The organism is Bradyrhizobium yuanmingense, from assembly GCF_025200905.1.
Taxonomy (GTDB): Bacteria; Pseudomonadota; Alphaproteobacteria; order Rhizobiales; family Xanthobacteraceae; genus Bradyrhizobium; species Bradyrhizobium yuanmingense.
In genome coordinates, this window is record NZ_CP104173.1 from 2,962,660 (window position 1) to 2,983,959 (window position 21,300).

Sequence of the window (21,300 nt, forward strand, 5' to 3'; positions counted from 1 at the left end):
TGCTCATGATCGCGGCAGTTTGGCTCCGCGCGCCGGCGCGTGCGCGCTTGCATGCGCTGCGTGAACTCTATCGCCGCTTCTTCGGCGAGAACACGCCGGATGCGCGCGGCCGCCGGCTTCTGGCCGAATGGCTGTCACCGGCGCAGCGCGCTCAATTCGAGCAGTTTCGGTATTTCGACGTCGTCGGTTGCGACACCGGCCGGACCTATCGCATCCACTACGGCACAGCCGCCAACGTCCACGAGGTCGATAGTGAGGGGCGCGCGACGATGGGGTGGTGCTTCGTCCCGTCAGGCTTCCTGGTACCGGGCGATGTGATGTTGGCGCAGAAGATCGCGCTCGAGACGGACGAGAGGGGGGCGCTTGCGCTCGCCAACCGGTTTCCGCCGGCGACGCATTCCGAGCACTTCTACCGGCGACCTTTCTAGAGCATGATCCGGAGGAAAAGTGCGGAGCGGTTTTCCAAAAAGATCATGCTCAAACAACAACCTAAAGCGCGATGACGATTCATCCTAATCGCATCGCGCTTTAGCGTCAGAACGGTCAGGAATGCGTAGTGCGGTAAGCGTCGAACGCATGCGCCGCGAAGACGCCGATGCTGCACAGCGCGAGCAGAGCTGAGATCAGCTCGATCATAGCTCGTCCTCCCGCAGCGGCTGGGCAACGAGATTCTGGCAGCACGAATATTCGTAGATCAGGTCGAGGATGAACTGCATGGTGGCCGTCCCTGTATTTATTTTGACAACTACTTAAGCGGCCATCTGTTTCAGGCGTGTTTCGTCGCATCGGGAAAGGGGTTTCGTCAGGAACCTTGCGCTGGTTTGTGCACTGCGGGCCCGCTATATCCCTCATGGCTCAGTCGATTTTGAGCCGTCTCTTCGGGAGCGGCACGTCAGTTTGCGAGGCAAAATCATGGCGCAGGTCGAGTGGTTCGACGATCTCACCACCGGAATGCAGTTCAAATCCCCCGAAGTCGTGGTCACCGAGGCCGACATCAAGCGCTTTGCCGCCGAGTTCGATCCGCAGCCGATGCATCTCGACCACGAGGCGGCGAAGCAGACCCTGTTCAAGGGGCTTGCCGCCTCGGGATGGCACACCGCCGCGATCGCGATGAACCTTGCGATCCAGACCCGTCCGTTCGGCCCGCATCCGCTGATCGGCGCCGGTGTGGACGGCCTGCGCTGGACCATGCCGGTGCGGCCCAACGACCGCCTGCATCTGGTCGGCGAGGTCATGAGCCTGACGCCGTCGAAATCGAAGCCGCAAGGCATCGCGCTGGTGAAATGGACCATGTTCAACCAGAACAGCGAGGAGGTTTACACCTTCACTCCGATCGCGATCGTGCCGCGGCGGGGATAGGACGGCCGCCGGCCGTTCGCCTCGCCCTCTTGCGAGCCGCCGGGAGAGGTGGTCATCTCGGCGCGGGGAACGCGCTGGAGGCCGACATGAAACGATCTCTTCTTGCCGCCGGAATTCTCGCTTGCGTCTTGAGCGCAACCGCCTCGAGCTCGAGGCCCGCGCTTGCGCAACAATCCAAAGTCGGGGACTGGACCATCGAGAAGCGGGCGCAGGACACCCATTGCAATGCCAGCCGCGGCTACAAGGACAAGGATGACGAGAACCGCGACTACGTCATCGTGATCACCTATTCCGAGCAGGCGATCGTGATCGTGATGATCTACGACGGTTGGGAATGGGACAAGGCCGGTGAGATCCTCCGGGCCGATGTCGGCACCGACGATGCCGACATCATGAAGAAGGCCAAGTGGGAGGTCATGGACAAGACCACGGTGCGCGGCATCTTCGCATACGACCAGTCGATCATGGACCGCCTCGCGAAGGCCAAGCGCCTCACGCTGGACTTCGAGGACGACGACGATGACAGCATCGAGATGCAGATCCCGCGGGCCGGCGAGGCGCTGGCGGCGCTGAAATTCTGCGAGGAGAACCGGAAATGATGGTCCCGCCGGGGGCGTGCCGCGGCGGGACGCTGTTCACTCGGCAGGCCCCTGGACCGGCGCTGCGCTGATGTCACTGCCGTGATGAACCAGCGGCTTCATGCCCGTGACGGTTCTGAGCAGCACATAGAACACCGGCGTCAGGAACAGGCCGAACACGGTGACGCCGATCATGCCCGAGAACACGGCAACGCCCATGGCGCGCCGCATCTCCGAGCCGGCGCCGGTCGAGAGCACCAGCGGCAGCACGCCCATGATGAACGCCATCGACGTCATCAGGATCGGGCGTAGCCGCAAGCGGCTAGCTTCGATCGCAGCCCGGATCGGCGTGCGCCCAGCGAATTCGAGCTCGCGCGCGAATTCGACGATCAGGATCGCGTTCTTGGCGGAGAGGCCGACCAGCACGATGAGGCCGATCTGGGTGAAGACGTTGTTGTCGCCCTTGGAGATCCAGACGCCGAACATCGCGGCGAGCAAGCCCATCGGCACGATCATGATGATCGACAGCGGCAGGGTCAGGCTCTCATAGAGCGCGGCCAGCACCAGGAACACCAGCAGGATCGCCAGCGGAAACACCCAGATGCCGGAATTGCCGGCGATGAACTCCTGATAGGTCAGGTCGGTCCATTCGAAGGCAAAGCCCGGCGGCAGCACCTCCGCCGCGATCCGCGTCGCCGCTTCCTGCGCCTGGCCCGATGAAAAGCCCGGCGCAGCCGCCGCGTTGATATCGGACGAGAGGAAGCCGTTGTAGCGGATCGCGCGCTCCGGCCCCGCGCTCTGGCGGATATTGAGCAGCGCCGACAATGGCACCATGTCGCCGGACGACGAGCGCACCTTCAACTGCCTGATGTCGTCGGCGCGGGCGCGGAACGGCGCATCGGCCTGGACGCGGACCGAATAGGTGCGGCCGAACTTGTTGAAGTCGTTGACGTAGTAGGAGCCGAGGTAGATCTGCAGCGTGTTGAACACCTCGGTGACGGGCACGCCCAGCTGCAGCGCTTTGGTGCGGTCGATGTCGGCGAACAGCTGCGGCACGTTGACCTGGAAGCTGGAGAACACGCCGGCGATCTCCGGCGCCTTCTGCATCGCCGCCATGAAGGCGGTGGTTGCCTCGTTCAGGGCGTCATAGCCGAGACCGGCGCGGTCCTCGATCTGCAGCTTGAAGCCGCCGATGGTGCCGAGGCCGTTGACCGGCGGCGGCGGGAACATGGCGATGAAGGCTTCCTGGATGCCGGCATATTTCTTGTTCAGCTCGGCCGCGATCGCAGGGCCGCTGAGCGAGGGATCCTTGCGCTCGTCGAACGGCTTCAGCGTCGAGAACACGATGCCGGCATTGGATGAGTTGGTGAAGCCGGAGATCGACAGGCCCGGGAAGGCCACCGAGCTCTCGACACCGGGCTGGGTCAGCGCGATGTCGCTCATCCTGCGGATCACCTCTTCGCTGCGGTCGAGCGTGGCGCCGTCGGGCAGGCGGGCGAAGCCGACCAGATATTGCTTGTCCTGGCCCGGCACGAAGCCGCTCGGCACCTGCTGGAACAGAAATGCGGTGAGTCCGACGAGGACCACATAAAGGCCCATCATCGCGGACTTACGCGAGATCACCTTGCCGACGCTGCCGCTGTAGTTCTCCGAGGACCGCGTGAACGCCTTGTTGAACCCGCGGAAGAACCAGCCGAGGCTCTTCTCCATGATCAGCGTCAGCCAGTCCTTCGGCTCGTTGTGGCCCTTGAGCAGCAGCGCCGACAACGCCGGAGACAGCGTCAGGGAATTGATGGCCGAGATCACCGTCGAGATCGCGATCGTTAGCGCGAACTGCTTGTAGAACTGTCCCGTGAGGCCGGAGATGAAGGCGAGCGGCACGAACACCGCGATCAGCACCAGCGCGATCGCGATGATCGGGCCCGAGACCTCGCGCATGGCCTGATAGGTGGCATCGCGCGGCGACAGCCCGGACTCGATGTTGCGCTCCACGTTCTCGACCACGACGATGGCGTCGTCGACGACGATGCCGATGGCGAGCACCAGGCCGAACAGGGTGAGCGCGTTGATCGAGAAGCCGAACACGTGCATCACGGCGAAGGTGCCGACGATCGACACCGGCACGGCCAGCAGGGGGATGATCGAAGCCCGCCAGGTCTGGAGGAACAGGATCACCACCAGCACCACGAGAGCGATGGCTTCCAACAGCGTGTGGATGACGGCTTCGATCGAGGAGCGAACGAACTGAGTCGGGTCGTAGACGATCTGGTAGGACACGCCCTCCGGCATGTTCTTCTTGATCTCCGCCATGGTGGCGCGGACGTTGTCGGAGATCTGCAGCGCGTTGGAGCCGGGCGCCTGGGAGATCGGGATTGCCACCGCATGCTTGTTGTCGAGCAGCGAGCGCAGGCCGTATTCGGACGCGCCGAGCTCGATGCGCGCGACATCGCGCAGACGAACGACCTCGCCGCGCGTGCCGGTCTTGACCACGATGTCGCCGAACTGCTCCTCGTTGGCGAGCCGGCCTTCGGCATTGACCGAGAGCTGGAGATCGATGCCTTTGACGTTCGGAGAGGAGCCGACCACGCCAGCGGCAGCCTCGACGTTCTGCGCCTGGATGGCGCGCACGATGTCGCTTGCGGTCAGGCCGTGCTCGGCCGCCTTCTGCGGATCGACCCAGACCCGCATCGAATAGTCGCCGGCGCCATAGAGCTGGACGTCGCCGACGCCGTCGATCCGCGCCAGTCGGTCCTTGACGTTGAGCACGGCATAGTTGCGCAAATACGTCATGTCGTAGCGGCCGTTCGGCGACAACAGATGCACCACCATGGTGAGGTCGGGCGAGGACTTCTTGGTGATGATGCCGAGCTGGCGCACCACGGCCGGCAGGCGCGGCTCGGCCTGCTGCACGCGGTTCTGCACCAGCTGCGTCGCCTTGTCGGGATCGGTGCCGAGCCGGAACGTCACCGTCAGCGTCATCGCGCCGTCGGTGGTCGCCTGGCTCGACATGTAGAGCATGTTCTCGACGCCGTTGATCTGCTCCTCGATCGGGGTCGCCACTGTCTCCGCGATAACCTTGGGGTTGGCGCCGGGATAGGTCGCGCGCACCACGACGGAGGGCGGCACGACGTCCGGATATTCCGAGATCGGCATCGCGAACAGCGAGATCAGGCCGGCAAGGAAGATCAGGACCGACAGCACGCCGGCGAAAATCGGACGATCGATGAAGAACTTTGACAGATTCATGGCCTTGCCCCTGGGCAATATCCTGATGTTCTCCGAGACCTCCACTCGTCATTCCGGGGCGCGCGAAGCGCGAACCCGGAATCCAGAGGTGATGTGTTCGGAGTTTCGTACGCTCGAGATCTCAGGTGCGCAATTGCGCACCGTAGTTCGCGCGATGCGCGCCCCGGGATGACGGGGTGCATTACCGCTGCACCACGTCCTGGTTGCTGTGGTTCGACGCCTGCTGCGGCCCCCGTGCACCCATCGCCGCCACCTCCGTCTTGAGGAGGGCTCCCGGACGCACGCGTTGCAGACCATTGACGACGATGCGGTCGCCGGACTTCAGGCCCGAGGTGACGATGCGAAGCCCATCGACCGCGCCGCCGAGCGTGACCGGCCGGTAGACGGCGCGGCTGTCGTCGCCGACTGCCATCACGAACTTCTTGTCCTGGTCGGTGCCGATCGCGCGCTCGTCGATCATCACCAGAGCCTGTTGCTTCGGCTGGCCCATGCGCACGCGCGCGAACTGGCCGGGGATGAGACGCCCATCGTCGTTGCGGAACACCGCGCGGACACGGATGGTGCCGCTCTGGCCGTTGACCTGGTTGTCGATAAGCTGGATGTTGCCCTTCGCGGACAAGCCGCCCGAGGTCGTCATCTCGACCGGGATCTGGTCGAGCTTGCCGCGTTGGCCGGAAGCATCGGCGATCGAGTTCAGCGCGCGCAGCACCACCTCTTCGTCCGCATCGAACGAGGCGTAGATCGGATTGACCGAGACCAGCGAGGTCAACACCGGCGAGGCGGTGCCGGCGGCGACGAGATTGCCGACGGTGACCTCGATCTTGCCGACGCGGCCATCCACGGGGGCGCGCACTTCGGTGTAGTCGAGATTGAGCTTTGCGGTCTGCAGCGTCGCCTCGGCCGCCTTGACGTTGGCGATTGCTTCGCGATTGGCGTTGTCGCGCTGGTCGTAGTCCCGCCGGGTGACCACGGCGTTGCCGACGAGCTGTGCGCCACGCTCGAGCTCGCTTTGGGTGAAGACGACGCGCGCTTTGGCGGCCTCGAGCTGGGCGGCAGCCTTGTCGACCTCGGCCGCATAGGGGGCGGGATCAATCTTGAACAGCACGTCGCCGGCCTTCACCAGCGCGCCCTCGGTGAAGTTCGCCGACATGATCGCACCCGCAACGCGGGGGCGGAGCTCGACACGGTTGATCGCCTCGAGCCGGCCGGAGAAATCGTCCCACAGCACGGTCTGCCGCGGCTCGATCATCGCGACGGTGACGGAAACGGCTTGTTCAGCTGCGGCCGCCGGTGCGGTCGCTTGCGCCGCATGAAAATAGCGGCCGGTCACGATCGAGCCGGCCGCGGCGAGGGCGCCCACGATGGCGACGCCGCCCAGAAGGCGGCGGAAATGGCCGGTGCGGGAGGTATTTTGGGAGGGATGCATTTGCGCGCTCCAGATATGTAGTGTTCACTACAGATGTGGAGCTGGATACCGCAGTGCAAGATACTTATGTACCAATCACTAAGAAAATTGTACGCCGATACCGCGACGATTGGAAGACACAAGAAAAAGAAAGCTAGAACAAATAGATAGGATCCGGCGTTAGGCTGAGACAGCACGCCGAATCCGAGGAGACAGGCACATGGGCATGGGACGCCCCCGCGAATTCGACGCCGAAACGGCGTTGGACCAGGCGATGGAAGTGTTTTGGCGCCATGGCTATGAGGGCGCGACCATTGCCCAGCTCACGGAGGCCATGGGCATCAATCCGCCCAGTCTCTACGCCTGCTTCGGCAACAAGGAAGGCCTGCTGAAGGCTGCGCTCGACCGCTACACCACGCTGCGCAACATCTGGATGGACGAGGTGGTCGCAGCGCCCACCGCCCGAGCCGTCGCCGAGCGAATGCTGATGGGCATCGCCGACAAGCAGACCGATCCCGCCAATCCGCCCGGCTGCCTGCTCGTGCAGGGCGGCATCGCCTGCGGCACCGGCTCCGAGAACGTCCCTTTCGAGCTCGCCGCGCGCCGTGCCCAGAACGAGGACCAGCTCCGCGACCGTTTCGTCCGGGCCAAGGCGGAGGGCGATCTCAAGGAGACCGCCGATCCGGCCGCGCTCGCGCGCTATATCTCGGCGGTGTCGGTCGGCATGGGCGTGATGGCATCTTCGGGCGCGGATCGTGAAGCGCTGCGGCAGGTCGCTGATGTCGCCGTGCAGGCGGTCGAGGCGCAGTCGGCGGAGGCGATAGAGACGAGTGGCAGGGCGCTGCGCTGAACGACGATCTGCCCGCTCGGGAGCGCGATAGATCGCAAGGCCGCTTAGCTCAGGTCGTGAAGGTCCTTTCCAAGCGGCGGTGTCAGACGAAAGTTCGAGAACACGACTTCCAGTCCCGCCCGCTCGGGCGTGCAGGCCATCGGGCCCACAAGATAGGAGCTTGCTGCCGGAAACGGCGCTAGCCGCATGAGAGGCCAGGTCTTGCCATCGGCCGAGACTTGTAGACGAAGGACGCCGTCGGCGACGGTTGCGCGGACCCAGAAGTCTCCGGCATCATGCTCATAGGGTGCCGTTGCCCAGTCCGATCGCCCGTCGGTTAGCACGCTTGCAAGCATGGCGCGGCCGTCCGACAGTTCGATGCCGGCCTTGACCCAATGTCGCGCGTCGATGCGCACCATGATGCCCGCCTGATCGTAGAGCGTCTGGAAGTCGCCCTGTACACGTAAGCTGGCGGTGAATGCCTCGCGGGTTGGAAAGCCCAGGAAATGCCCGCTGTCACGATTAAAGCCGTAGTAGGTTTCGCGCCAGAAATCGGTGCCTTTGTCCGTCACGACCTGGAGGCGATCGTCCTCTGCCGTCCATCGTTTCGGTTCGTTCAACCACACGCCGTCACTTCTGAGGAGAGTCATTTCCAACCTCGATTGCCGATGCCTGCCGTGGCTCGATCCATCTGCCGGACAAGCATGGCCTCGTGCAAACTGCGATCGGGCGCGTGCATAGAGTTCAGCCTCGCGCCATCGACAGTGGTGCCGATGTCGAGGCCGGCTCACGTTTCATAGCAGCCATGGCTTCCGACCGGTTAACGGCGTCGGCGCGAGTTGCGGATTCACGATCGGCGATCATGCAACTTTGCGCCTGTTCTGCCCGACGTGTCAAACGGCCTTCGCCGGCAGGACCCGCACCATGCGGCGCGAAATTCTTCAATGATTCGTACTGTGCATGGGGTTGTTTTCGCATTTTTGTTTGAGCGTGCCCGGAGCCTGATCATCCAGCGCCGCAAACCGTATCGATACGGGAACCCCTAAGAGTTTTTACATACAGTTCTGGCACGTTCCGCGCGTCAATATCCGCAGCCTGCATCGTGTCTCATTGCGCGCACGAAAAGACGGAGCCGGCGGGAGTCGAGGGGCCGTAAGCCATGACTGCACTTGCTTCGGACGCCGGTCGCGCCAGGAGTGGGATCGTGCCGATCCTGTTGTGCGTCGTGCCGTTCAGCCAGATTCCGCTCGATGCCTACACGCCCGGCCTGCCGCAGATGGTGGTGGATCTCGCAGCTGACGCGGCGTCGATGCAGAACACCGTCACCGCTTACATGCTCGGCATGTCTCTGGCGCTGGTGCCGGTCGGTATCGCCTCGGACACTCTCGGCCGCCGCAACGTGCTGCTCGCAGGCCTGTCGGTCCTGATCGCGATGAGCATCGCCTGTGCGATGGCCACCAGCGCCTCGCTGCTGCTCGGCTTGCGCTTCCTGCAAGGCATCGGCGGCTGCACTTGTCTCGTCGTCGCCTATGCGGTCGCAGCCGATTGTTTCCGCGGCCGCGAGCTCACCGCGATCTCCGGCTTGTTGGGTGCCGCCTGGGGCCTTGCGCCGGTGCTGGCGCCGGCAGCCGGTGGCTTCATCGTCGAGCTGACCTCGTGGCGCGGCGTCTTCGTCGTCATTGCCGTCGCCGCGGCGATCGTCGCCGCGATCGTCGCATTTCTTCTGCCCGAAACATTGCCGGCAGAGCGGCGCGCGCCGTTCGATCCGCGCCGCACTGCCGGTATTTTGCGCGATGCGCTGGTCCGCCCGGGCTTCCTCGCCTTCGTGCTGGTGTTTGCCGCGGCGGCCAGCGCGCAGCTGGCGTTCGGCGTCGTCGCGCCGTTCTTCTACCAGACCGGTCTCGGCTATTCGGCGGCCATCTACGGCCTCGTCGCACTCGGGCTTGGCGGGGTCAATCTCGCCGGCGAGCTCGGCTGCGCGCATTTCGCGCGCGTCATGCCGGCGCGCTTGCTGGGCTTCGGCGCCTTCGCGCTGTTCCTCGCCGGCTCTGCGGTCCTGAGCGTAACGGGCATGACCCTAGGTCTGGATTTTACGTCGATCACGATCGGCGGCGCGCTGGTGCTCGGCGGCTGCGGCGTGCTGTGCCCGATGATGTACGGCATGGCGCTTGGCCTGTTCGAACGCGACCATGGCCTGGTTGGCGGCCTCATCAGCGCGCTCTGCTATCTCGCCGTGAGCGGTGCCATGGCGATCACGGCGGTGTTGCCCGAAGCGACACAGGCGCCGATCGGATGGCTTTATCTCGGGCTCTGCGCCATTGCGGGGACGCTGCTCGCGATCTCGCTGCCGTCGGCGCGCCAAGCGACACACAGTTAAATAAGGAACCAAATCATGACCACGGTCGGAATTCGCGGCACGTTCTTCGATTTCGTCGACGATCCCTGGAAGCACGTCGGCAACGAGCCGGCCGCCGCGCGCTTTCACCAGGATGGTCTCATGGTCGTCACTGACGGCGTGATCAAGGCGTTCGGTCCTTATGACAAGATTGCCGCCGCCCATCCGGGCGTCGAGGTCACCCACATCAAGGACCGCATCATCGTTCCCGGCTTCATCGACGGCCACATCCATCTGCCGCAGACGCGCGTGTTAGGGGCCTATGGTGAGCAGCTCCTGCCGTGGCTGCAGAAATGGGTCTACCCGGAAGAGCTCAAATACCGGGATCGCGACTACGCGCGCGAGGGCGTGAAGCGTTTCCTCGATGCGCTGCTCGCCTCAGGCACCACCACCTGCCAAGCCTTCACGAGCTCCTCGCCTGTTTCGACCGAGGAGTTGTTCGAGGAAGCGAGCAGGCGCAAAATGCGCGTCATCGCGGGCCTCACCGGGATCGATCGCAACGCGCCGGCCGATTTCATCGATACGCCGGAAAATTTCTATCGCGACAGCAAGCGGCTGATCGCGCAGTACCACAACAAGGGCCGCAATCTCTACGCCATCACGCCGCGCTTCGCCTTTGGTGCCTCGCCGGAATTGCTGAGAGCGTGTCAGCGTCTCAAGCACGAGCATCCGGACTGCTGGGTCAACACCCATATCTCCGAGAATCCGGCCGAATGCAGCGGCGTGCTGGTCGAGCATCCGGACTGCCAGGATTATCTCGGTGTCTACGAGAAGTTCGACCTGGTCGGTCCGAAATTCTCCGGCGGCCACGGCGTCTATCTCTCCAACAACGAGTTCCGCCGCATGTCGAAGAAGGGCGCGGCGGTGGTGTTCTGCCCGTGCTCGAATCTGTTCCTCGGCAGTGGCCTGTTCCGCCTCGGCCGCGCCACCGATCCCGAGCATCGCGTCAAGATGTCGTTCGGCACCGATGTCGGCGGCGGCAACCGCTTCTCGATGATCTCCGTGCTCGACGACGCCTACAAGGTCGGCATGTGCAACAACACGCTGCTCGACGGCAGCATCGATCCCGCGCGCAAGGACCTCGCGGAAGCCGAGCGCAACAAGCTCTCGCCCTATCGCGGTTTCTGGTCGATCACGCTCGGCGGCGCCGAAGGCCTCTACATCGACGACAAGCTCGGCAACTTCGAGCCGGGCAAGGAGGCCGATTTCGTCGCGCTCGATCCGAACGGCGGGCAGGTCGCGCAAGCGTGGCATCAATCGCTGATCGCCGACGGCGCCGGCCCGCGCACGATGGACGAGGCCGCGAGCATGCTGTTCGCCATCATGATGGTCGGCGACGATCGCTGCGTCGACGAGACCTGGGTGATGGGCAAGCGGCTCTACAAGAAAGGCTGAGGCGGACCGCTGCCAATGAGCGCATCTCCTGAAACAACCGGCCAGCCGGTCGCTCTTGTCATTCAGCGCCGCATCGCCGACGACGGCTTTGCTGCGTTCGCCCGGTGGAACGGTGAGGTCGGCGAGGTGCTCAAGGCCTGGCCAGGCTTCCTCAGCCTTGAAGTGGTGCCGCCGCAACCGCCGGCGCATGTGGACTGGGTGACGATCCTGCGTTTCGCGAGCCCGGCTGCGGCACGTGCCTGGCTGCAGAGCGAGGTGCGGGCGAAGTTGATCGCGGAGGTGCAGCGCTTCTTCGTCGGTTCGGAGGACGTCCATATCCTGCCCGACACCGGCGTCCCGCGCGACAGCGCGGTCTCGGCCGTCATCTCATTCAAAGTCCCTGATGGACTCGAGGACGCCTTCCTGAAATGGCAGCAGCGCATCCAGGCAGCGGAGGCCGAGTTCAAGGGATTTCTGCGGCACAAGGTCGAGCGGCCGATTCCGGGCCTGCATGACGAATGGATCATCATCCTGTCTTTCGACAGCGATGCCAATCTCAATGCCTGGCTCGACTCGCCGTTGCGGCAGACGCTGCTGAAGGAGGGCGCGCGCTTCAACGCCGGCATGAACGTGAAACGGGCGAGCTACGGCTTCAATTTCTGGTTCCCGGCCGGCAAGACGTCGGCCCCGGAGCAAGGGCCCGGTTTCATCTGGAAGAGCAACCTGATCGTTCTCCTGGTGCTTTATCCCGTGGTCTACCTCTGGGGCTATTTCATCAGCGCGCCCCTGATCGACAGAAACGGCGTGCCGGTCTGGCTGTCGCTGTTCCTCGGCAATCTCGTCAGCACCCAGCTGCTCGGCTGGTGGCTAGTGCCCGCCGCCTTCAAGGCGCTCGACTGGTGGGTGACGCCGAAGGCGACGATCAGTCGCCAGATCGCGGGGTACGTGCTGCTCGCCGTGCTCTATGCCGCGTCGATGGGCCTGTACGCGCTGCTGCTCGCGTGGCATTGGGGACGGTGAGACCGTCAACCGTATCGACGCGGAGAAGGACGGTCGCTGGACATCGACGACCATGTTCGCCCTGACGTTTCTCGGGACATCGGCGAGCGTTCCCTCGGCGGAGCGCAACCATCCGGCACTCCTCGTGGAAGCCGCAGGCAAGCGCGTCCTGGTCGATTGCGGCGAGGGCACGCAGCGCCAGCTGCTGCGCAGCGGCGCCGGCTTCCGGCGGCTCGACCGCATCCTGCTCACCCACGCCCATCTCGACCACGTGCTCGGCATCCCCGGACTGTTTTCGACGCTCGGCTTGCGGCAGACGTCCGAGACGATGACCGTTCACGGCGGCGCGGGCACGCTCGACCTCGTCACCCGCATGCTCGCCGGCCTGTGGGGCGCGGGCAGGGCGCCGATCGCCGTCCAGTTCGAAGCGCTGACCGAGGGACGAGCTATCGATACCGGTGAATTCGCCGTTGACTGTTTTCCGGTCCGCCACCGCGACACCGACAGCTTCGGCTTCATCTTCCAAAGCCCCGCGCGCCGTCATCTGCGGCCTGATCGCCTCATCGCGCTCGGTGTCCCCGATGGTCCGTTGCGCGGCGAGTTGGCCGCCGGCCGACCGATCGTGGTTGCCGACCGAACTATCGATCCGGAAGACGTCCTCGGTCCGCCGAGCGGCGGCAGCAAGCTCGTCGTGATCGGCGACACCGAGACCACCGAGGGGTTGTCGCAATACGTCGCCGGCGCCGACATGCTGGTGATCGAGGCGACGTTCCTCGATCGCGACGCGCCGACCGCGCGGAATTACGGCCATCTCACCGCGGCAGAAGCGGCCTCCTTTGCCGCCGCGAACGAGGTCGGACAGCTCGTGCTGACGCATATGTCGGGACGCTACGAAGACGCAGAGATTCTCGCCGAGGCGGCAAAAATCTTCCCGAACACCCGGATCGCCGCAGACTTCGACCACATCGTCGTCTGATCAAACGCGCCCTGACCCGATCCGTCCACCGCAGCGCTTGCCAGCCCAGATGCGAGCGGGTAGAAGGCTGCCACGCCTGAGCCGCGATTAGCGCGATGCGCTTCCCGGCCACAGTCGAACAAATCAAGCAGGCCTTTGAATTTGTTCGACTATTCCGTTGGGGAATGGTGTAACGGTAGCACAACAGACTCTGACTCTGTTTGTCTTGGTTCGAATCCAGGTTCCCCAGCCAGTTCCGGACGCTTTCGCAAAGGTATGGTTCCGGTCCCTGGGCAGGATGGCAGGCAGGTTGATGGGCTGCCTCGCTGCTCGCGACGGTTTGCCTCACCTAGTATTTGCGTTTCCAAGTCGGATCGCCGCGCGCTGTATCGTCCTTGGGCTGGACAACCCAAGGAGATCCGCAAATGCCCTATGTCGATGGTTTCGTTCTCGCCGTGCCGAAGGCCAACATCGAGGCTTACAAGGCGCTGGCGACGCAAGCCTGCGCCATCTGGATGGAGCACGGCGCGCTCGACTACGTCGAATGCATCGGCGACGACGTTCCCTATGGCGAGCTCACCTCGTTTCCGCGCGCTGTGATCGCGAAGGAGGACGAGGTCGTAGTGTTCGCCTGGATCGTCTATCGGGACCGCGAGAGCCGCGATGCCATCAACAAGAAGGTGATGGCGGACCCGCGCATCAAGTTCGAGGGCATGCCGTTCGACGGCAAGCGCATGATCTATGGCGGCTTCACAACGCTGCTTCGGGCGAGTGACATCGTGACGTGAGGCGTGCCCGCTACTTGATCTTGTCGTAGGCCGCCGCGAAATCGCCGAGCGGCATCGGGATCGCGATGGTCTCCTTGGCCATGTTCTGAAAAGAGACCTTCAGCTGCTTGCCCGACCGCAAGGCGGCGAGCAGGTCCGGCGCAACCGGGGTCGAGGCGTAGCAGCCGCGATTCTCGCAGGTCTGGATCTGGAGATCGAACGTCTTGCCTTCGTCGACCTGGAGCTTGGCCCCGACCGGAAGGTTGAGGCCGAGCGGCAATTGCAGAAGCGCGATCGGCGTGCGGGTGTCGGGCGCGATGCGGATGTTGATCAGGACGACGGTCTGGCCCGTCTTGGTCAGCACCGCGTTCTGCTCCATCGCGCATTCGAGCGGCGCGTCGCGGTTTGCGCTGGTGCAGCGGACGATCCAGCCGGGCTGTCCGGAAGCACCGTCAGCCTGCGCCTGTGTCGGGGCAGGCGCGGGCTGCGCGGCCGGGGCGGGCGCGGCGTTCTTCTTGGCGCCCTGCTGGGCGTGTGCTGCGCCCGCTGACAACAGGACAGCAGCGACAAGGGCGACAAGTCTGGATTGCACAGGCATGGGAAACCGCATTTGCGGACCGGGGTCTCGCTGTAGCGTCGCGGCAGGCGCGGCGCAAGCTTACTCGGCGGCTTCCTTGACGCTGCCGTGCTCGGGCGTCTCCTCGCCTTCGTCGTCCGAACGGCCCCAGGTCGAGAACCAGTTGTTGAGCTTGTCGAGGTAGAGATAGACGACCGGCGTGGTGAACAGCGTCAGCGCCTGACTGACGATCAGGCCGCCGACCATGGCGTAGCCGAGCGGCTGGCGGATTTCGGCGCCGGTGCCGTGGCCGAGCATGAGGGGCACGCCGCCGAGCAGGGCCGCCATCGTCGTCATCATGATCGGGCGGAAGCGCAGCAGTGCGGCCTGGCGGATCGATTCCTCCGGCGTCTTGTGCTCGTCGCGCTCGGCGGCAATCGCGAAGTCCACCATCATGATGCCGTTCTTCTTCACGATGCCGATCAGGAGGATGATGCCGATCAGCGCGATCAGGCTGAAGTCGAATCCGGCCGCCATCAGGATCGCGAGCGCGCCGACGCCGGCCGAGGGTAGCGTCGACAGAATCGTGATCGGATGGATGTAGCTCTCGTAGAGAATGCCGAGGATCAGATAGACCACGACCAGCGCGGCGAGGATCAGGAGCGGCACGGTGCCGAGCGATTGCTGGAACGCCTGCGCGGTGCCCTGGAAGCTCGAATTCAGCGTGGGCGGCGTCCCGAGCTCCGCCATCGCCTTCTGCACGGCCTCGGTGGCCTGGCCGAGCGCGACGCCTTGCGCGAGATTGAAGCTGATCGTGATCGACGGGAACTGGCCTTGATGGCTGATCGAGAGCGGGCGGACCGGATCGGTGGTCCAGCTCGCGAAGGTCGACAGCGGCACCTGGTCGCCGGTCAGCGGCGATTTCACGTAGAGCTTGTTTAGCGTCTCGAGATCGCCCTGCATCTCCGGCAGGACTTCCAGGATCACCTTGTAGGTGTTGAGCTGCGTGAAATATTGCGTGACCTGCCGCTGTCCGAAGGAATCATACAGCGTATCGTCGATCAGCTGGGGCTGGATGCCGTAGCGGGCGGCGGTGTCGCGGTTGATCTTGAGCTGGACCGTTGTGCCCTGCGTCTGCTGGTCGGTCGCGACGTCGCGCAGCTCCGGCAGTGTCTGCATCTTGCCAAGGATCTTCGGCGCCCATTCGTTCAGCTCGTCCAGATTGGCGTCTTGCAGCGTGAATTCGAACTGAGTGCGCGTGGGTCGACCGCCGAGCCGCACGTCCTGAGCCGCCTGCATGTAGAGGCGGGCGCCCTGGACCTTGTCGAACTGCGGACGCAGACGCGCGATGATCTGCTGGGCCGAAGCGTCACGCTCATTGCGCGGCTTCAGCGTGATGAACAGGTTGCCGTTGTTGCCGGCACGGCCGCTGCCGCCGATCGACATGGCAACGCTGGCAACGTCGGGATCGGCCAGGATGATCTTGCCGAGTTGCTCCTGGCGTCTCACCATCTCCTTGAACGAGATGTCCTGCGAGGCTTCGGACGTGGCCGTGATCAGGCCGACGTCCTGCTGCGGGAAGAAGCCCTTGGGGATCAGCACGAACAGGTAGATCGACAGGCCGAGCGTGACGAAGAAGATCGCGAGCGTGGTGCGCCGCCAGGCGAGGGCGTGATCGAGCACATATTCGTAGCCGCGCAGCATCGCGTCGAAGGCGCGCTCGCTCCATTGATAGAAGCGGCCGTGCTGCACCTCACCATGGGCGCGCAGGAAGCGTGAGGCCATCATCGGCGTCAGCGTCAGCGATACGAACATCGAAACGAAGATCGTCATCGCCAGCACCACGGCGAATTCGCGGAACAGGCGCCCGATAATGCCGCCCATCAGGAGCAGCGGGATCAGCACCGCGACCAGCGAGATGCTGATGGAGACGATCGTGAAGCCGATTTCCTTGGAACCCTTGAAGGCGGCCTCCATCGGCGAGTCGCCTTCCTCGATGTAGCGCGTGATGTTCTCGAGCATCACGATGGCGTCGTCGACCACGAAACCGACCGCGATGGTGAGTGCCATCAGCGACAGATTGTCGAGCGAATAGCCGACCGGCCACATCAGGGCGCACGCGCCCAGCAACGCCAGCGGAACCGTGACGGTGGGAATGACCGTCGCCCAGAAGCTGCGCAGGAAGATGAAGATGACCATGACCACGAGCACAATGGTCAAGAGCAGCGTGAACTGGACGTCCTCGACCGCGGCACGGATGGTCGCGGTGCGGTCGCTGATGAGCTCGATCTTGATCGCGGGCGGGATCGCCGCCACGAGACGAGGGAGGGTCGCCTTGATCCTGTCGACGGTTTCGATGACGTTGGCGCCGGGCTGCTTGAAGATTACCAGGAACACGCCGCGCTTGCCGTTGGCCCACGCCGCCTGCTTGGCGTCTTCGGCAGCGGTGACCGCTTGGCCGATATCGCGGATTCGCAACGGAGCGCCGTTGCGATAGGCGATGATGACGTCGTTCCAGTCCTTCGCGTGGGTGAGCTGGTCGTTGGCGTAGATCGTATAGGCCCGCTTCTCGCCGTCGATATTGCCCTTGGGGCTGTCGACCGTGGTGATCGCGATCTGGCTGCGGATATCCTCCATCGACAAGCCCTTGGCGACCAGCTTTGCGGGATCGACCTGAATGCGGATCGAGGGTTTCTGCTGGCCGCCGATGAAGACCTGGGCGACGCCCGAGAGCTGGCTGATCTGCTGGGCGAGCTGGGTGTCGACGGCATCGCTGACGCTGGTCAGCGGCAGCGTCTCCGATGTCGCGGACAGTAGCAGGATCGGCGCGTCGGCGGGGTTGACCTTGCGGTAGGTCGGGGGCGACGGCAGGTTCCTCGGCAACTGGCCGCTGGCCGCGTTGATGGCACCCTGTACGTCGTTGGCGGCGCCGTCGATGTTGCGGTTGAGGTCGAATTGGATGGTGATCGACGCCGTGCCCAGATAGCTCGTCGAGGTCATCTGCGCGATGCCAGGAATCTGGGCGAATTGCCGCTCGAGCGGCTGCGCCACCGACGAAGCCATGGTCTCGGGGCTGCCGCCGGGCAAATTGGCGGTGACCTGAATGGTCGGAAAGTCCACCTGCGGCAGGGGCGCGACCGGGAGCAGGGGATAGGCGACCAGTCCGACGAAGAGAATGCCGGCCATCAGCAGCGAGGTGCCGATGGGATATCGGATGAAAGGCGCCGAAATCCCGCCCCCGATCATTGCTGTCGAACCTTGTTCTGGGTCGGATCCGAGCTTGCTACCGCCGTCGACACCAGGCTTCCGGGCTGCACCTTGAACTGTCCGCCGACGATCACCTGCTGACCGGGGCTCAATCCTTCCTCGATGACCGAATGACCGTCGATGCCATAGCTGACCTTGATCTTGTGCAGTTCGGCCTTGTTGTCCTGGTTGACCGTATAGGCATAGAGTCCGTTGGTGGAGCGCTGGACCGCGTCATCCGGAACGACCGTCGCATCCTTCAGCGTTCGCACCAGGAGCCGCGTCGAGACCGATTGCCCCGGCCACAGCGTTCTTTCCTTGTTGTCGAACACCGCCTTGAGCCGGATCGTGCCGCTGGTCGCGTCGACCTGGTTGTTGATCACCGCGAGCTTGCCCTCGGCCAGCGTTCTCTTGCCGTCGGTGGTGAAGGCGATCACCTTGAGCGCGCCGGCCTTCTGGCCCTCGCTGATATAGGGGAGCTGGTCTTCCGGCGCGGTGAAGATCACGGCGATCGGCTCGACCTGCGAGATCGTGACGATGGCAGTCTGCGACGAAGCGTTGACGATGTTGCCGACGTCGACCTGACGCAGGCCTGCCACGCCGGTGATCGGCGCCTTGATTTGGGTGTAATCGAGCTGGGTCTGGGCGTTGGAGATCGCGGCATCGTCGGCGGCGATCTGGGCGGTGAGCTGAGCGACGGTGGAGCGCTGTGTGTCGACGCGCTGGGCGGTGGCGAATTCGCCGAGCTTCGTGGCGCGCTGGAGCTCGAGATTGGCGTTGGCGAGACTGGCCTCGTCCTGCGCCTTCTTGGCCTTGGCCTGGTCAAGCGTGGCCTGATAGGGGCGGGGATCGATCGAAACCAGGAGATCGCCCTGCTTGACGATCTGGCCTTCCCTAAATTCGAGCCTGTCGATCTGGCCATCCACACGGCTTCGGACCTGGACCGTGTTAAAGCCCTGAACCGTGCCGAGACCAGTGAGATAGACCGGAAAGTCGGTCTTCTGAACCGGCGCAACGCTGACCGGGACGGCGGAGGGGCGAGGCGGGCCTTTTTGTGCGGTCTGGGTTTTTCCAGCCTCGGACGTGCCGAATTTCTGCCAACCATAATAGCCCGCAGAAGCCACGGCCGCGATGATCAGAAGCCAAAGGATCGGCCGGGACTTGTTCATGTCGTCTCGTGTCGGCTCGTATGCCCTCGGCTACGAATATCGGGGCAATCGTACGGTTCCAGCATGATGTATAATACACGCCAACTTCCAGAGTAAACAGCACTATCGGGTGAGAATCCTAAACAATTGGAAAGCTTTGCACCGTGTAGGCAGCTCGTTGGCGCGGCGACGTGCAATGCCGCGTTTTCCCGCCGCGACCGGCCGGCGTGCAAGTCTTGCGCAGCACGCGGAGCAGTGTGCTCAGGACCGATCGGCCCCGCGCCGCGCTGCCTTTCGGATCTGCCGCAAGAACGGTTCTAAGTCGCCTCGTAGCCGTTTCGGTTACCATGGATTTCGGCATCGTCCATTTCGGCGCCGCAGCGACGGAGCAAAGCATGCACGAGCTGAACGGCAAGCTGATCGCGTGCCAGATTCTGATCAAGGGGTTGATCGCGCGTGTCGCCAACGAGCAGCGCGATCCCTTGTGCTTCCTCACCGACTTTCGCGACGAAATCAAAGCCGTTGTCAACGGCGCCAACATCGCCGGCATGGACAGCACCGATCGCGTGCGCGCCGTTGCGAAGACCGTCGACGAGTTGCTGTGGCTGATGAAACCCAGAGCGGCGATCGAGTGGCCAGCAATCGATTTGCGTTTAGGACGCATCCTTCGCTCAGAGAGCGGGGCAGTTTAGAATCGTTTTGATCTTGATCTATTCAAGGGTTCTCGCGAACGGCACGCATTGACCCGCAATTGCGTGGCCGATACCAACAGGCGACATTCGTTCGACGCGTGTGAACGACAGGAATTGGAGGGCCTTGTGCTCTATCCTCCAGCACCTCTCGTCGCCCCCGTGACCAGGGGGACGCGGGTTGCGTCTTTCTTCTGGCTTCAGAGCATGATACGGGACGATCAAGCCCGGAGCATGATCTATGGCCTCGACACCGCGATACAGGCGCTGGTGGAACGGCTCGGGCGTGACGATCCCGAAACGGTCAAATTGACGGGTATCTATCACAATCTCATTCGCTACTGGGCCGAAGTATGAAGACCATCTCCTTTCAAGCAAGCCTTGCCGCAGCCTTGATGCTGGCGTCTGCCTGGCTCGCATCCCCCGTTTCCGCCCAGACGCAGAGCCCGCCGGCACCGGCCCCATCGACGGCTCAGCCGTCCGCTGCCGGGACCGTCCCCCCGGCAGCTGCGCCTGCGGCCTCGACGGCTCCCGCCGTCGTGGGCGCCGCCCCGGTGGCCGCCAATCCCGCGGGTGCGAAGCCCGAGGCTGCGGCCATGAAGGAATTGTCGCCCTGGGTGATGTTCATGTCGGCGGACGTCATCGTGAAGGCGGTGATGATCGGGCTCGCCTTCGCTTCGCTGATGACCTGGACCGTCTTCATCGCCAAGTCGATCGAGCTGTCGGTCGCCTCCGGCAAGCTGCGTGCGGCGTTGAAGAAGATTGCGGAGGCGCGCTCGCTTGCCGAAGCGCAGATGGCGCTCGGCACCAAGGAGGGCATCCTGCCGTCGTTCCTTGCGGCGGCGTTGCGCGAAGCGCGGATCTCGGCTGGCCTGTCCAGCGATGCCGGCATCAAGGAACGCGCCGCCTCGAGCTTTTCCGAGATCGTGCGCGCGGAGCAACGGCGCATCCGGATCGGCATGGGCGTGCTCGCGACCATCGGCTCGACCTCGCCCTTCGTCGGCCTGTTCGGCACGGTCTGGGGCATCATGAACAGCTTCATCGGCATCTCGAAGTCGCAGACCACGAACCTCGCCGTGGTCGCGCCCGGCATCGCCGAGGCGCTGCTCGCCACCGCGATCGGCCTCGTCGCCGCCATTCCCGCCGTCATCATCTACAACCACTTCTCGCGCGTGACGAAAGGCTATCTCGAGCTCGTCAGCCGCGCCTCGGGCGCGGCGGGGCGACTGCTGTCGCGTGATCTCGACCGCAGCCACGGCAGCGTGCATTCGCGCGCGGCGGAGTAGACCATGGCCGTTTCGCTCGCTGACAATGATGACGACGACGATTTCTCGGAAACGCATGACATCAACGTCACGCCGTTCATCGACGTCATCCTGGTGCTGCTGATCATCTTCATGGTCGCCGCGCCGCTGTCCACGGTCGACCTGCCGATCGATCTGCCGACGTCGAGTGCCACGCCGCAGAAGAAGCCGGACAAGCCGACCTATCTCAGCATCAAGCCCGATCTGACGCTCGCGATCGGGGAGAACGCCGTTCACCGGGCCGAGTTGATCGGAACCCTCGACGGCCTTTCCGAGATGAGCAAGGACAAGTACGTTTTCCTGCGCGCTGATCGCTCGGTGCCCTATGGCGAGTTGATGGGCGTGATGGAGCTCTTGCGCTCGGGCGGCTATACGCGGGTGAAGCTGGTCGCGCTGGAAGGCGCACCGGGGGCGCCTGTGGCAGGCGCCGCCCAGCCTTAAGAAGACGGA

Annotated in this window: 18 protein-coding genes, 1 tRNA gene and 1 pseudogene; 14 read left to right on the top strand and 6 right to left on the bottom strand. The window is 64.1% G+C overall.

All coding sequences use genetic code 11. The annotated features are described in order from the left end of the window. Nucleotides 1-5 precede the first annotated feature (5 nt). The 3 genes from N2605_RS13700 (at nucleotide 6) to N2605_RS13710 (ending at nucleotide 1,958) form a co-directional block, all read left to right on the top strand. Complete coding sequence (locus N2605_RS13700; protein ID WP_036001255.1) at nucleotides 6-428, top strand: hypothetical protein; 423 nt, start codon at nucleotides 6-8, stop codon at nucleotides 426-428. Between the two features lie 484 nt (nucleotides 429-912). After that, a complete protein-coding gene (locus N2605_RS13705; protein WP_260347098.1) occupies nucleotides 913-1,359 on the top strand; it encodes a MaoC family dehydratase in 447 nt (148 codons plus the stop codon). Nucleotides 1,360-1,445: 86 nt separating this feature from the next. Beyond that, complete coding sequence (locus tag N2605_RS13710; protein WP_036001249.1) at nucleotides 1,446-1,958, top strand: hypothetical protein; 513 nt, start codon at nucleotides 1,446-1,448, stop codon at nucleotides 1,956-1,958. Nucleotides 1,959-1,994: 36 nt separating this feature from the next. Here N2605_RS13710 and N2605_RS13715 read toward each other — a convergent pair whose 3' ends face one another. Then, nucleotides 1,995-5,183: an efflux RND transporter permease subunit gene (locus N2605_RS13715; protein WP_036001401.1), complete on the bottom strand. Its 3,189-nt coding sequence runs from the start codon at nucleotides 5,181-5,183 to the stop codon at nucleotides 1,995-1,997. A 181-nt stretch (nucleotides 5,184-5,364) separates the two neighbouring features. Then, nucleotides 5,365-6,609, bottom strand: coding sequence for an efflux RND transporter periplasmic adaptor subunit (locus tag N2605_RS13720; RefSeq protein WP_036001246.1), 1,245 nt, complete (start codon nucleotides 6,607-6,609; stop codon nucleotides 5,365-5,367). Nucleotides 6,610-6,808: 199 nt separating this feature from the next. On the opposite strand from N2605_RS13720, the gene N2605_RS13725 reads away from it, so the two are divergent. Next, a complete protein-coding gene (locus N2605_RS13725; RefSeq protein WP_225149461.1) occupies nucleotides 6,809-7,438 on the top strand; it encodes a TetR/AcrR family transcriptional regulator in 630 nt (209 codons plus the stop codon). A gap of 44 nt (nucleotides 7,439-7,482) precedes the next feature. On the opposite strand, the gene N2605_RS13730 is transcribed toward N2605_RS13725, so the two are convergent. Beyond that, nucleotides 7,483-8,067, bottom strand: coding sequence for a DUF1349 domain-containing protein (locus N2605_RS13730; RefSeq protein ID WP_225112182.1), 585 nt, complete (start codon nucleotides 8,065-8,067; stop codon nucleotides 7,483-7,485). A 509-nt stretch (nucleotides 8,068-8,576) separates the two neighbouring features. Here N2605_RS13730 and N2605_RS13735 point away from each other — a divergent pair. From N2605_RS13735 to N2605_RS13760, 6 genes are all read left to right on the top strand, one after another. Further along, nucleotides 8,577-9,794 (top strand): multidrug effflux MFS transporter, encoded by a 1,218-nt coding sequence (locus N2605_RS13735; RefSeq protein WP_036001237.1) that lies wholly within the window; start codon nucleotides 8,577-8,579, stop codon nucleotides 9,792-9,794. A 15-nt stretch (nucleotides 9,795-9,809) separates the two neighbouring features. Beyond that, a complete protein-coding gene (guaD, locus tag N2605_RS13740) occupies nucleotides 9,810-11,207 on the top strand; it encodes a guanine deaminase (RefSeq protein WP_036001234.1) in 1,398 nt (465 codons plus the stop codon). 15 nt (nucleotides 11,208-11,222) lie between these two features. Continuing rightward, nucleotides 11,223-12,206: an antibiotic biosynthesis monooxygenase gene (locus N2605_RS13745; protein ID WP_260347099.1), complete on the top strand. Its 984-nt coding sequence runs from the start codon at nucleotides 11,223-11,225 to the stop codon at nucleotides 12,204-12,206. A 52-nt stretch (nucleotides 12,207-12,258) separates the two neighbouring features. Beyond that, a complete protein-coding gene (gene rnz, locus N2605_RS13750) occupies nucleotides 12,259-13,161 on the top strand; it encodes a ribonuclease Z (RefSeq protein WP_260347100.1) in 903 nt (300 codons plus the stop codon). 158 nt (nucleotides 13,162-13,319) lie between these two features. After that, nucleotides 13,320-13,393, top strand: a tRNA-Gln gene (locus N2605_RS13755). 172 nt (nucleotides 13,394-13,565) lie between these two features. Continuing rightward, a complete protein-coding gene (locus N2605_RS13760; protein WP_225146583.1) occupies nucleotides 13,566-13,928 on the top strand; it encodes a DUF1428 domain-containing protein in 363 nt (120 codons plus the stop codon). A 10-nt stretch (nucleotides 13,929-13,938) separates the two neighbouring features. On the opposite strand, the gene N2605_RS13765 is transcribed toward N2605_RS13760, so the two are convergent. The 3 genes from N2605_RS13765 to N2605_RS13775 are packed head-to-tail and all read right to left on the bottom strand — an operon-like array spanning nucleotide 13,939 to nucleotide 18,878. Continuing rightward, on the bottom strand, nucleotides 13,939-14,505 hold the full coding sequence (locus N2605_RS13765) for an invasion associated locus B family protein (protein ID WP_225146584.1): 567 nt from the start codon (nucleotides 14,503-14,505) through the stop codon (nucleotides 13,939-13,941). A gap of 60 nt (nucleotides 14,506-14,565) precedes the next feature. Then, complete coding sequence (locus tag N2605_RS13770) at nucleotides 14,566-17,709, bottom strand: multidrug efflux RND transporter permease subunit (RefSeq protein ID WP_036022406.1); 3,144 nt, start codon at nucleotides 17,707-17,709, stop codon at nucleotides 14,566-14,568. Continuing rightward, nucleotides 17,706-18,878, bottom strand: a complete 1,173-nt coding sequence (locus N2605_RS13775; protein WP_225125804.1) for an efflux RND transporter periplasmic adaptor subunit — start codon at nucleotides 18,876-18,878, stop codon at nucleotides 17,706-17,708. The genes N2605_RS13770 and N2605_RS13775 overlap by 4 nt, the downstream gene beginning before the upstream one ends. A gap of 374 nt (nucleotides 18,879-19,252) precedes the next feature. Between N2605_RS13775 and N2605_RS13780 the strand changes: the two genes are divergently transcribed. The 4 genes and pseudogenes from N2605_RS13780 (at nucleotide 19,253) to exbD (ending at nucleotide 21,291) form a co-directional block, all read left to right on the top strand. Continuing rightward, nucleotides 19,253-19,549 carry a hypothetical protein gene (locus N2605_RS13780; RefSeq protein ID WP_225146776.1) on the top strand — a complete coding sequence of 99 codons (297 nt, stop codon included), beginning with the start codon at nucleotides 19,253-19,255 and terminating at the stop codon, nucleotides 19,547-19,549. Nucleotides 19,550-19,696: 147 nt separating this feature from the next. Continuing rightward, nucleotides 19,697-19,903: pseudogene (locus tag N2605_RS13785) on the top strand (PKHD-type hydroxylase); the annotation flags it as partial. After that, the gene (gene exbB, locus N2605_RS13790; RefSeq protein ID WP_225185873.1) at nucleotides 19,900-20,832 is read left to right on the top strand and encodes a tonB-system energizer ExbB; all 933 of its coding nucleotides are present in this window, start codon (nucleotides 19,900-19,902) and stop codon (nucleotides 20,830-20,832) included. The pseudogene N2605_RS13785 and the gene exbB, both read left to right, overlap by 4 nt. Nucleotides 20,833-20,835: 3 nt before the next feature. Next, nucleotides 20,836-21,291 (top strand): TonB system transport protein ExbD, encoded by a 456-nt coding sequence (gene exbD / locus N2605_RS13795; protein ID WP_036001202.1) that lies wholly within the window; start codon nucleotides 20,836-20,838, stop codon nucleotides 21,289-21,291. The last annotated feature ends 9 nt before the right edge of the window (nucleotides 21,292-21,300 follow it).